The organism is Bacteroides sp. D2 (assembly GCF_025147085.1).
In the GTDB taxonomy this organism is placed as follows: domain Bacteria; phylum Bacteroidota; class Bacteroidia; order Bacteroidales; family Bacteroidaceae; genus Bacteroides.
The window spans coordinates 5,651,535-5,664,666 of the sequence record NZ_CP102261.1 but is presented as its reverse complement, the minus strand read 5'-3'; the positions used below and the strand labels follow the sequence as shown (position 1 = coordinate 5,664,666).

Sequence of the window (13,132 nt, the reverse complement as noted above, 5' to 3'; positions counted from 1 at the left end):
GTATTCATGTCAATGATGAGAAGAATGAAAAGATGTTGTCTTTTAGTTATATATAATATATTATTAATACCGACTCTGTTATCACAGAATCATTACGAGAATGAAATGGACTGTTTCATTACCGACTTAATGGAGCGGATGACTCTCCGTGAGAAACTCGGACAACTGAACCTGCCTTCGGGCGGTGATCTCGTGACAGGTTCGGTGATGAACGGTGAACTTAGCGATATGATTCGCAAACAGGAAATAGGCGGCTTCTTCAATGTCAAGGGGATCCAGAAAATTAATGCCCTGCAACACCTTGCGGTAGAAGAAAGCCGGTTGAAAATACCTCTACTTGTAGGTGCAGACGTTATCCACGGTTACGAAACTATTTTCCCGATCCCATTGGCGCTTTCTTGCAGTTGGGACACTCTGGCCGTCGAACGTATGGCACGCATCTCTGCCATTGAAGCCAGCGCAGACGGTATTAACTGGACATTCAGCCCGATGGTCGATATTTGTCGTGACGCCCGCTGGGGACGTATCGCAGAAGGGAGTGGGGAAGATCCTTACCTGGGTTCTTTAATGGCTAAAGCGTATGTGCGTGGTTATCAGGGAAACAATATGCAGGGCAACGATGAAATACTTGCCTGTGTGAAACATTTTGCACTTTATGGAGCGTCTGAATCAGGACGTGATTATAATGTGGTGGATATGAGCCGCCTGCGTATGTATAACGAATATCTGGCTCCTTATAAAGCTGCCGTTGATGCCGGTGTAGGTAGTGTCATGAGTTCTTTTAATATCGTTGACGGTATTCCTGCCACGGCCAATAAATGGTTACTGACCGATCTGCTTCGAGATGAATGGGGTTTCGGGGGACTATTGGTGACAGATTATAATTCGATAGCCGAAATGTCCTCCCACGGTGTCGCCCCTCTGAAAGAAGCTTCCATACGTGCTTTGCAGGCAGGGACAGATATGGATATGGTTTCCTGTGGTTTTCTGAACACACTGGAAGAATCCCTGAAAGAAGGAAAAGTGACGGAAGAACAGATAAATGCGGCCTGCCGTCGTGTCCTGGAAGCTAAATATAAATTGGGGTTATTCTCCGATCCGTATAAATATTGTGATACTCTGCGTACCCGGGAAAAACTTTATACGGCCGAACATCGTTCTTCCGCCCGTACGATTGCAACTGAAACTTTTGTTTTGTTGAAGAACGATCGTCATCTGCTTCCTTTGGACATAAAAGGAAAGATTGCCCTGATCGGTCCGATGGCAGATGCACGTAATAATATGTGTGGAATGTGGAGTATGACATGTACTCCTTCCCGGCACGGAACGTTACTGGAAGGAATCCGTTCGGCAGCGGGTGATAAGGCTGAAATACTGTACGCGAAAGGCAGTAACATATATTATGATGCAGAAACGGAAAAGGCTGCTACAGGTATTCGGCCGCTTGAATGTGGAGACAACCGGCAGTTATTGGATGAGGCTTTGCGTATAGCTGCCCGTGCTGATGTGATTGTAGCTGCTTTGGGTGAGTGTGCGGAAATGAGTGGTGAATCGGTTTCACGTACCAATCTGGAGATACCCGATGCTCAACAGGACTTATTAAAAGCTCTGGTGAAGACGGGCAAACCTGTCGTACTTCTTTTGTTCACGGGTCGTCCTTTGGTTTTGAACTGGGAGGCTACAAATGTACATTCCATCTTGAATGTCTGGTTTGGAGGTAGTGAAACGGGGGATGCGGTTGCTGACGTACTGTTCGGCAAGGTAGCTCCAAGCGGTAAACTGACAACGACTTTCCCGCGTTCGGTGGGACAGTTGCCATTATTCTACAATCATCTGAATACCGGTCGTCCTGATCCTGACAATCGTATATTTAATCGTTATGCCAGCAATTATCTGGATGAGAGTAATGAGCCTCTGTATCCGTTCGGATATGGTTTGAGTTATACAGACTTTGTTTATAGTGATCTTCAGATTAGCTCGGAAACTTTACCTAAAAACGGTGAGTTAACGGTTTCTGTGACTGTTACCAATAAAGGAAACTACGACGGTTACGAGACAGTGCAGCTATATCTTCGTGATATATATGCAGAGATTGCCCGTCCGGTGAAGGAGTTGAAAGGCTTTGAACGTATTTTCCTGAAGAGTGGTGAAAGTCGTGACATTAACTTCGTTATCACGGAAAATGATCTGAAATTCTATAATTCCGGCTTGGAATATATCTACGAACCAGGAGAATTTGATGTCATGGTAGGATCGAACTCCCGTGATGTACAAACCAAGCGGTTTAAGGTTGAATGACCTTAAATCGCTTTTCTTCTCATTACTACCAGCTGCTCAAATCGTTTTTGTGACGGAGTGCCAACCTCAATTTCTTTTGGAGGAAATTGTTTGTCGAACTCATTAGCAGCAGATCTATCAATCTGATATATTTCATCTTCTATATAACGGCCTTTTGCATTGGCTAAAGCATTATCATATAATTCATAAACATGAAGAGCAGTAGCATACATATTATCTTCAGTGCGAATCCCTAATGTTTCGGCAGGAATGAATCCTTGTCGGAGATAATAATCCGGGTCACCACAAAGTAAAATAGCACGAAATCCCATTTCGGAAGCTAATTTTTTGGTAAGTGCAATCATTCTTCCTCCGATACCTTGCTGTTGGTATTCGGGGAGGACAGAAATGGGCCCCAGGCTCAAAACCTCATATTGGTTACCGTCATCTGCCATGATAAATGATTTGAGGCAGACAACATTACCGACAATCTTGTTATTATGTTCTGCAACAATATCGAGCTCCGGCACAAACTTAGGATGGTTACGCATAATATGAAGGAGGTAATGTTCGTTACATCCCGGAGAATAATGATTCCAGAATGCTTCCCGTGTAATGTTTTCGGTTTCATGATAATCCGAAGATTGCTCAATTCTAAGTTTTATATCCATATTGTTTCAAATATATAGTTGCACAAATATAAAGAACAAAATCCGAATACCTAACTCTTTTAAAGATGAATCTATACATTATAGCAAGATGAGACAAAAACTCCCGATACTAAGTCTGGATATATTGGTATCAGGAGTTTTTTTATATATTCATTCATCAAGATTGCGGAGAATCAGACCTGTTCATGTTCTGCGTGTATAAGCTATCTATAATACCGTCAGACAGTCCGATGGTAGGTACAATAATTCCGGTAGCTTTTACATGAGTAGCTATCTCGAGAAATATTTCTGCAGCAGGAACAATAACATCGGCCCGGTCCGGTTTCAACTTATATTGTTTAATACGTTGTTCGGTAGAGAGGGCTTTCAATGTTTCATATATATCTTGCAGTGATTCGATGGGTAGGAGAGACGCTTTTTTATCTTTCTTGTCCGCTAAACGAAATAACTTATTAATATTTCCTCCCGAACCGATGATACTGATAGGGGCATATTCTGTGGCAAGCCCTATCAGATCAGTGCGCAAAGCTTCCTTTTCTTCTTCCTTTACCATGCCGCTAAGCATACGTACCGTACCTATATTATATGAACGGGAATTTTTCAGTTCACCGTTGCTGATAAGATTGATTTCCGTACTACCACCTCCCACATCTGCATACAGGTAATTTTGCCCTGAAGCAAATAACTGTTCGATATGATTGTCGTAAACAATATGCGCTTCTTCCTGCCCGTCGATGATTTCTACACGGATACCCGTCTTTTTGACGATCTGCTGAACGATATCCTTACCATTACGTGCATCACGCATGGCAGAGGTGGCACACGCACGATAGTCTACCACATCATATATCTTCATTAATTGTTTGTAGGCTTTCATCAGCCGAATCAGTTTCTTCTCTTTTTCTGCAGAGATAACCCCCACAGTAAAGGCGTCTTCTCCCAACCGTAACGGAATACGGATGAGCTGCACCTTACTCATTAATTCGGGCGCATTCTCCTCGTTTACACATTTTATCAGCAGTCGTACCGCATTAGAGCCTATATCTATTGCTGCATAATTAACTTTTTTCATACTTATCATAATGTATTCTTGTATTCGTTATATAATTCTTCTTGTGAGCGGAATGGGACACTGTTTTCTTCCCGTTCTTTTTCCCGGTTCTCACCTGTACCATCTACAATTCTTCCTTTTGCCGTATCCCGGAATCCGTAGCAGACAATTCGTTTTAAATCTGCCTGAATTTCTTTATCATAGACCGGTGCCGCCACCTCAATACGATTATCCAGGTTGCGAGGCATCCAGTCGGCAGAACCAATGTAGTATTTTTCTTCTCCACCATTGGCGAAGATGAAAATGCGCGAATGTTCGAGATAACGGTCGATAATGCCATTGATGTGTATATTCTCGCTGATACCCGGAACGCCTGTCACTAAAGAACAGTTACCGCGTACTACCAGTTCCACTTGAACACCCGCTGTTGAGGCTTCGTATAGCTTTTCAACAAGTGCACGGTCAGTAATATGATTTACTTTAGCAAGGATATAAGCCTCTTTTCCCTGTTCCTTATTTTTTATCTCTTTGTTGATAAGCGCAATGAATCGTTTACGCATATCATTGGGAGAAACGAGCAATTCTTTGAAATCAACAGGAGTATAAGGCTTTTCGATAAAATCGAATACGGCATTGACTTCCCGGACAATGGGACGGTGAGCAGTCATAATGGTATAGTCAGTATACATACGTGCATTTCCTTCATGGAAATTTCCTGTACTGATGCAGGCGATATCACCGTGCCGAGTACCGATATGCAGCAATTTAGAATGGATTTTCAAACCCTCTACTCCGAAAATAACATGAATCCCCGCATCCTGCATTTTCTTGCTCCAGTTGATATTAGACGCTTCATCAAAACGTGCCAACAGTTCGATAACTACTGTGACTTTTTTCCCGTTTCTGGCTGCACAGATTAAAGCTTTTATCACTTTGGACTCTTTAGCCAAGCGATAAAGCGTCATCTTGATGCTTTTTACTTCTTTACTGATAGCGGCTTCGCGCAACACACGGATAAAAGTATCGAAGCTATGATAAGGATAATGTAAAGAACGATCTTTCCGACGAATCAAAGTGAGCAGACTTTCCATGCCATTCAGTTCAGGCTTGAAAATAGGTTCCCAAACTGGATATTTCAGTTCATGATGACCGCAAACCGGAAATTTCATTAAATCCTTGAAATTGTGATAGCGTCCTCCGGCTACACGCGTGTCATTCTTATCCACGTTCAGGCGACCGGCCAACTTTTTCAGCAAGTCTTTAGGAATTTGTTCGTCATAGACGAAACGGATCGGTTCCCCTTTCTTCCGGCTTTTCACACCTTTGGAAATCTTCTGGAGTACCCCTGTCCGTAAATCACTGTCGATCTCCATTTCAGCATCTTTCGTGAATTTAAAAGTGTACGCTTCATAATCTGTATACTTCATACCGACGAAAATCATCGGCAAACAGTAACGGATCACGTCGTCAAGAAACATGAGATATGTTTTTCCATCCGAATCAGGCAATTGAATAAAACGGCCGAAGTCTTCGGTCGGCAGTTCAATCACTGCATAGTCTTTCTCCTTTATCTTTCCCGTTTCATCTTTGCGCAGCAGACGGATGGCAAGGTAAATATCCTCATCTGTCTGATCGTCCAGCGGGCGGGTTCCATTGAGGAAAAGCGGGTTGGTAGAACCATTCAGTTTGTTGCGATAGAAAGAAGTGACGAATGCTTTCTGTTCGTCTGTCATTTCCGTATCTTTGATAACGTAGATATTCTCTTTCTTCAATTCCTCCATAATGGAAGCGAATGTTTCCTCAAACTGCTTGTAGTAACGATTGTGCAGCTTCCCTATTTGTTTCAGAGTGCAGGCGGCAGTTTCTTGTTCTGCCTGTATGTTTTTATCAGCATATTCAATAATCCGGTTCAGAGTAGCTACACGGACACGAAAGAACTCATCCAGGTTATTTGAATAAATCCCAAGAAAAGTGAGCCGTTCCAATAGTGGCACTTCGGAGCGGGCAGCTTCCAGCAGAATACGTTGGTTGAAGTACATCCAACTGATGTCACGCTCTACATAAGGGTATTTCTTTTTTATTTCGCTTTGTTTCATTGTGAAAAAGGAACTGTTTAAAATTTCTGCAAAAATATCAATGTGAGATGTAATCGTCATAACGATATTATTACGAACTTATTACAATGTTTATTTGTTATTTTTATATATCAGTAGAAACACTTATATTCGCAAAAGTATTGGAACAGACTCGGTTAAAAAATATAGAATTTATGAAAACAATGAATTATTCCCTTATTCGCATTCTCTTCGCACTTGTGATTGGATTGGTACTCGTGATTTGGCCCAATGCGGCTGCCAGCTATATTGTCATTACGGTAGGTGTTGCCTTCTTGATTCCCGGTGTTATCAGCCTTTTTGGCTATTTCGGCCGGAAAAGACCGGAAGGTGAAGCTGCTCCCCGTTTTCCGATAGAAGGAATCGGTAGCTTATTATTCGGACTTTGGCTGATTGTGATGCCTGAATTCTTTGCAGACGTTCTGATGTTTTTATTGGGATTTATCCTGATTATGGGAGGAGTGCAACAGATTGCTTCTTTGTCGATGGCTCGTCGGTGGATGCCCGTTCCGGGAGCTTTTTATCTGATTCCTTCGCTGATTCTTATTGCGGGTATCATCGCTTTGTTCAATCCGACAGGAGCGCGTAATACTGCATTTATAATTATTGGTATCAGCAGTTTGGTTTATTCTCTTTCCGAATTGATAAACTGGTTCAAGTTTGCCCGTCGCCGCCCGAAGGCTCCGGTTATGCATGACGATGATGATATTGAAGACGCAAAGATTATCGAATAAAAAAAAGAAGAGGACTGCTTCACAGCACTCCTCCCCGCAAACTTAAAACAACCAACAAAAGAAATAGATAATTTTTTTTCTATCTCACAAATAACAGTTCCCTGTATTTTGGAAGCGTCCACATCTGATTGTCAACAATTAGTTCCAACTTGTCGATGTGATAACGGATTTCTTCCAGTGCCGGGACAATCGTGTCGTGGTAGGCAATGGCTTTTTCCCGTTCGCTTTCTATCTTGTTTGCAACCTTACGAGCCTCAATCATTGCATCTACATGCTCCTTGATGAAAGCAGTACGGTCGGCAATCTCTTCAATAAGCTCCAGGTTCTTAGCAGACAATTTCGCTGCCTTTTCTGCCGGGAAAAGAGATTGCATCTTATAGACATTATTAATTAAGTCCGTCTGGTATTGAGTGGCAACCGGAATGATATGATTCATTGCCAAGTCACCCAATACGCGTGCCTCAATCTGAATCTTCTTCGTATAAGTTTCCCATTTCACTTCGTTACGGGCTTCCAGTTCTTTCTTGGTCATTACACCGGTAGCTTCGAACATGGCAATTGTTTCCGGTTTCAGGTAATTGTCGAAGATAACAGGAACACTGGTTTCGCAATCCAGTCCACGACGGGCAGCTTCTTTCTTCCATTCGTCACTGTAACCGTTACCGTCGAAATGAATGGCTTTACATTCTTTGATATATCCGCGGATGATTTCAAGAATGGCGGAAACTTTGGGTTCTCCCTTTTCAATCAACGCATCCACGTCCTTTTTAAACTTCACCAATTGATTTGCTACGGCCGAGTTCAATGCAATCATGGCAGAAGCACAGTTTGCTTCGGAACCTACGGCACGGAACTCAAAGCGGTTGCCAGTGAAAGCAAATGGAGAAGTACGGTTACGGTCTGTATTATCGATCAGTAATTCAGGAATCTGCGGAATATCCAACTTCATTCCCTGTTTACCGCTAAGGCTGATTAAATCATCTTTCGTACTGTTTTCGATATGATCCAATACCTGCGACAACTGTTTTCCAAGGAAAGAGGAGATAATTGCAGGAGGTGCCTCATTCGCTCCCAGACGGTGGGCGTTGGTAGCACTGGAGATAGAAGCTTTCAGTAGTCCGTTATGATGATAAACTGCCATCAATGTATTGACAACGAATGTAACAAAACGCAGATTGTCTTCCGGAGTCTTGCCCGGTCCCATCAATAAGATACCTGTATCAGTGCCCAAAGACCAGTTGTTGTGTTTACCCGAACCATTGACACCTTTGAATGGCTTTTCATGAAGCAGTACGCGGAAACCGTGGCGACGGCTCACCTTACGCATCAATGACATAATCAGCAAGTTATGGTCGTTGGCCAAGTTACATTCTTCAAAGATGGGAGCCAGCTCAAACTGGTTTGGAGCAACTTCGTTGTGACGGGTCTTGACAGGAATGCCCAGTTTCAGAGCTTCAATTTCAAGGTCTTTCATGAAGGCAGCCACACGGGTGGGAATAGCACCGAAGTAGTGGTCTTCCAACTGTTGGTTCTTGGCACTGTCATGTCCCATCAAAGTACGTCCGGTCAGCAATAAGTCCGGACGTGCGGCATATAAACCTTCGTCCACCAGGAAATATTCCTGTTCCCAGCCTAGATAAGCAACCACTTTCTTAACTTCCGGATTGAAATAATGACATACGTCTACGGCTGCTTTATCTACGGCGCGTAAAGCCTTCAATAAAGGTGCTTTATAGTCGAGAGCCTCACCGGTATATGCGATAAACACGGTTGGGATACAAAGCGTATCATCCACAATAAAAGCAGGTGATGAAGGATCCCAGGCACTGTAACCACGCGCTTCGAATGTATTGCGGATTCCGCCATTCGGGAAAGAAGAAGCATCCGGTTCCTGCTGCACAAGCAGTTTGCCTGTAAATTCTTCCATCATGCCCCCTTTACCGTCATGTTCGACGAAAGCATCGTGCTTTTCTGCCGTACCCTCGGTCAGCGGTGCAAACCAGTGTGTGTAATGAGTGACACCCATTTCGATAGCCCATTTCTTCATGCCGGCAGCTACCTCGTCGGCAATGCTGCGATCTAGCGGAGCACCGTTGTCAATTGCATCAATCAGTGCATTGTATACCTTACTGGGAAGGTATTTGAACATTTTTTCCTTGTTGAATACATACTTTCCGAAGTATTCCGAAGGACGTTCGGCAGGGGTTGCTACCTCAACAGCTTTCTTTTTGAAAGCTGTCTCTACTACTCTGAATCTAAGTTTTGACATAATACCTGATTTGATTTGTTGTTAAATATGTTAGAGTTTCTCTGTTTTAACTGTTGTATGCGGATTCTCCATGTTCATAGATGTCAAGTCCCTCTTCTTCCACCCGTCTGTCGACGCGGATACCGATGAGTGAATCCACCATTTTGTAAAGAACAAAAGTGATGACCGCACTGAATAAGATAGAGACTACTGTTGCGACAATCTGCACCCACAACTGATGCCAGTCACCATAAAGAGCTCCTTCTACGCCGCCTTCACCAGTGATATATTGAGTGGCAAAGACTCCGGTAAGGATAGAACCTACGATACCACCGATTCCGTGTACCCCGAACGCGTCGAGTGCGTCGTCGTATTTGAATTTGGGTTTCACTACCGCTACCATGAAAAAGCAGATAACCGGAGTAATCAGACCGATAAAGAAAGCACCCAATAAATCTACCGTACCCGCTGCCGGGGTAATGGCAACCAATCCGGCCACTGCGCCTGTACATGCACCTACCGTTGTCGGTTTTTTATTGCAGAACCAGTCAATAAGCATCCAAGTGACTGCTGCAACAGCTGTGGCAATATGCGTTACCATGAAAGCGTTGGCTGCAAGTCCGTCGGCAGCCAAGCCACTTCCTGCATTGAATCCAAACCATCCCAACCACAGGAAAGACGTTCCCATGAATACGAAGGTGATGTTATGCGGAGTAATCGGGTGACCGATCCGGTAATCCTCTCTTTTCCCCAGCATGATCGCCATAACAAGGGCTGAAATTCCGGCATTGATATGCACTACCGTACCACCGGCAAAATCGATGGCTCCCATTTGCTGAAGGAATCCGCCTCCCCATACCCAATGTGCCATCGGGAAGTAAGCCAATATTACCCAGAGGATAATAAATACCATGTATCCGGAGAATTTGATTCTTTCGGCAAATGCTCCCAGGATAAGTGCAGGCGTGATGATGGCGAACATACATTGGAACATGACGAATGTCAGTTCGGGAATATCCCCGGTTGTTAACGTATTGATGGTGATTCCGTGGAGGAATGCTTTGTCGAATCCTCCTATAATGGCTCCCAACGGATTGCCTGATTCCATAAAACTGGTACCGAATGCCCAACTATAGCCGAAAGCGACCCATAATATACTGACTACACCGACAATGAGTAATGTCTGCATGATGATACTCAATATATTTTTCTGGCGTACCAATCCGCCATAGAACAATGCGATACCGGGAATACTCATTAATAAAACGAGAATGGTAGCTACGATAAGCCAAGCTGTGTTGCCGCTGTTGAGAACAGGAGTTTCTTCTACAATTGTTATCTCTTCTGATAACTTTACAGTGTCTTGTGCATAAGCACTGGGAGCAAATAAACAGGCCATAATGATGGCTGCCATGATTCCAATTTTGGAAATGGCATATATAATATGTCTACTCATGATGATTTTACATTATTAGTTATACGGATAGCTGTTGGGGAGAAAGAGTTATCTTTCTTGTTCTGCGTTGTAGAGTGCGATATCTCCTCTCTCGCCGGTACGGATGCGGATGGCGTCTTCAATAGGAATAACGAAAATACGTCCGTCTCCGATTTCTCCCGTGTGTGCGGATTTTAGAATAGCTTGTACGGTCTTTTCTGCATTCTTGTCGCGTACTATAATAGAGATCAGGATACGTTCGATAGAACTTGTGTCGTACATAACACCGCGATAGATACGGGCTTCCCGGGCTTTTCCGATGCCTCTTACGTCGTAGTAAGAGAACCATTCGATGTCCGCTTCGAGGAGAGCTGTTTTCACGTCCTCGAATTTGGTTTTACGGATAATAGCTTCAATCTTTTTCATATACCTTAAATATTAGTGTTGACCTGTAAAAGAAAGAGGTATAGGGTGTGGCAGCCATAGTAGGTTACCATACAACAAACCGATAAAATCTAAACTCTAACTACCCGATCCCTATACGCTCTTTGATATTCTAAATTCTCTCTCTTAAAAACTTAATCCGAATGCGAAGTAGGCTCCTTCTGTCCGTGGATTGACAGATACCTTGGCAAATGCCGGAACGGAGAAGGAATCTGTGATTTTGATATCCTTGGAAGCTCCGAGACTTACATCTGATATGCAGAAACCACTTGTATAGCCATTGTAGAAAGTTGTCTCCCAAGGAACCATACCTAAATCTACTGCCCAGTCGAGACCTCCCAATTTGAATGGTGCGCTAAGTGCGAGGTAAGAAGAATAAGCTCTTTTGCCATTTTCTTTCACGCCGTCGGCACCTGCAAAATTTGTATACCAGTTGACTGCCAGTGGTCCGAAGTCATATCCGACTTGTGCTTCAAATACATGAGCCGTTGAATGAGCTCCGTATTTAAAATACTTGTTAGTTGCTACTTGGGTATTAAACCAATAATCCGTCACTGAAACGCTAAAACCACCTGTCGAATAACCGAGAGTTAAATCGAACTCTTTCGTATCTGTCGATTCGAACCCTACCGATCCCCATGCTCCGAGTGAGAAACCCTTGTAAGCGATTCCCAATGAAGGCTGAATACTAACTCCGCCTAAATCCTGGCCACGCCAGATGTAACCACTCACCAGATCGGCTCCAACGGAAGCTTCCACTTTATCTTGCGCCAACATTGCAGATGGAGCAAACCCTGTCAGTAATAATGCTACTATTATTACTCCCCATTTTTTGTTAATCGTCGTTTTCATCGTCTTTTTACCTTTAAGTTAGAAAAATGTGGATGTACGGTCCATGTATATAGTAGCGCGCGAAATACTATCTTATAGCCAGTTTTTTATTCTTCTCATCGCTTCGATACAGTCGTTGCGTTCGCCAAAGGCAGTCAGGCGGATATATCCTTCACCGCTTGGTCCGAAGCCTACACCGGGGGTACCGACCACATTGGCTTCATACAACATCTGTTCGAAGAATCGCCATGACGAAAGCCCGTTCGGAGTTTTCACCCACAAGTAGGGAGCGTTGACTCCTCCATACACTTTCAGTCCTGTGGCTTCCAATCCCTCTTTCATAATTTTGGCGTTGGTCATATAATAGCCGATTGTTTCTTTAATCTGTGCTTTGCCTTCTGCACTGTAAACGGCTTCTGCTGCCCGTTGGGTAATGTAAGAAGTACCGTTGAACTTGGTGCACTGACGGCGGTTCCACAATCTGTTGAGTGGGATGCGGTCTCCTTCCAATGTGGCGGCAGTAAGCTCTTTCGGAACTACGGTATATCCGCAGCGTACTCCGGTAAATCCTGCCGTTTTTGAAAAACTACGGAATTCGATCGCACACTTTTTAGCTCCCTTAATCTCATAGATAGAGTGGGGGACATTCTCGTCCTGGATATATGCTTCATAAGCGGCATCGAACAGAATCAATGTATCGTTTGCCAATGCATAGTCCACCCATTTCTTCAGTTCCGGTTTGGTCAAGGTCGTTCCTGTCGGGTTGTTCGGATAGCAGAGATAAACAATGTCTATCCGTTTGTCCGGAATTTCCGGAATAAAGTTGTTCTCACTTGTGCAAGGCATATAAGTAACATTACTCCATTTACCCGTTTCTTCTTCCAACACTCCGGCGCGTCCGCACATGACATTGCTGTCTATATAAACCGGATAGATGGGATCTGTAACACCTACGCTATTGTCATGGCGAAGAATATCGCCTATATTTCCGGTATCGCTTTTGGCACCGTCACTGACAAATATCTCGGATGCCGAGAAATGAATCCCACGTGGAATAAAGTCATTTTTTATAATTGCTTCAATCAGAAAATCATATCCCTGTTCAGGACCATATCCGCGGAATGTATCCTTGCTGGCCAGCTCTTCTACCGCTTTGTGCATGGCTTCGATACACGCTTTCGGAAGCGGTTGGGTGACATCACCGATACCCAACCGGATAATATCCTGTTTAGGATGTGTTATCTTGAAGGTATTTACCTTTTTCGCTATGTCCGAGAATAAATAGCTTCCCGGTAACTTCAAAAAATGTTCGTTTACTAATGCCATC

The 13,132-nt window shown here is 43.6% G+C and carries 10 protein-coding genes; 2 read left to right on the top strand and 8 right to left on the bottom strand.

Annotated elements, in window-relative coordinates:
- Positions 1-6: 6 nt before the first annotated feature.
- A complete protein-coding gene (gene bglX / locus NQ505_RS21415) occupies positions 7-2,298 on the top strand; it encodes a beta-glucosidase BglX (RefSeq protein ID WP_410492472.1) in 2,292 nt (763 codons plus the stop codon).
- Between the two features lie 2 nt (positions 2,299-2,300).
- Here the strand turns inward: bglX and NQ505_RS21410 are convergent, their stop codons facing one another.
- From NQ505_RS21410 to NQ505_RS21400, 3 genes are all read right to left on the bottom strand, one after another.
- Positions 2,301-2,948 (bottom strand): GNAT family N-acetyltransferase, encoded by a 648-nt coding sequence (locus NQ505_RS21410; protein ID WP_008998605.1) that lies wholly within the window; start codon positions 2,946-2,948, stop codon positions 2,301-2,303.
- A gap of 157 nt (positions 2,949-3,105) precedes the next feature.
- Positions 3,106-4,029, bottom strand: a complete 924-nt coding sequence (locus NQ505_RS21405) for an exopolyphosphatase (RefSeq protein ID WP_004300094.1) — start codon at positions 4,027-4,029, stop codon at positions 3,106-3,108.
- Entirely contained in the window at positions 4,026-6,095 is a 2,070-nt protein-coding gene (locus tag NQ505_RS21400) for an RNA degradosome polyphosphate kinase (RefSeq protein WP_032853437.1), read from the bottom strand. Before NQ505_RS21400 ends, NQ505_RS21405 begins: the two co-directional genes overlap by 4 nt.
- Positions 6,096-6,268: 173 nt before the next feature.
- Between NQ505_RS21400 and NQ505_RS21395 the strand changes: the two genes are divergently transcribed.
- Positions 6,269-6,847 carry an HdeD family acid-resistance protein gene (locus NQ505_RS21395; protein WP_004303713.1) on the top strand — a complete coding sequence of 193 codons (579 nt, stop codon included), beginning with the start codon at positions 6,269-6,271 and terminating at the stop codon, positions 6,845-6,847.
- 79 nt (positions 6,848-6,926) lie between these two features.
- Here the strand turns inward: NQ505_RS21395 and NQ505_RS21390 are convergent, their stop codons facing one another.
- The 5 genes from NQ505_RS21390 to NQ505_RS21370 all read right to left on the bottom strand — a co-directional run bounded on the left by NQ505_RS21390 (position 6,927) and on the right by NQ505_RS21370 (position 13,131).
- A complete protein-coding gene (locus tag NQ505_RS21390) occupies positions 6,927-9,116 on the bottom strand; it encodes a glutamine synthetase III (RefSeq protein WP_007761654.1) in 2,190 nt (729 codons plus the stop codon).
- Positions 9,117-9,162: 46 nt separating this feature from the next.
- Positions 9,163-10,551, bottom strand: a complete 1,389-nt coding sequence (locus tag NQ505_RS21385) for an ammonium transporter (RefSeq protein WP_008998602.1) — start codon at positions 10,549-10,551, stop codon at positions 9,163-9,165.
- 48 nt (positions 10,552-10,599) lie between these two features.
- Positions 10,600-10,956 (bottom strand): P-II family nitrogen regulator, encoded by a 357-nt coding sequence (locus NQ505_RS21380; protein ID WP_004300089.1) that lies wholly within the window; start codon positions 10,954-10,956, stop codon positions 10,600-10,602.
- Between the two features lie 144 nt (positions 10,957-11,100).
- A complete protein-coding gene (locus NQ505_RS21375) occupies positions 11,101-11,826 on the bottom strand; it encodes a hypothetical protein (RefSeq protein ID WP_008998601.1) in 726 nt (241 codons plus the stop codon).
- 72 nt (positions 11,827-11,898) lie between these two features.
- Positions 11,899-13,131, bottom strand: a complete 1,233-nt coding sequence (locus NQ505_RS21370; RefSeq protein ID WP_004303699.1) for an LL-diaminopimelate aminotransferase — start codon at positions 13,129-13,131, stop codon at positions 11,899-11,901.
- Position 13,132: the final 1 nt, after the last annotated feature.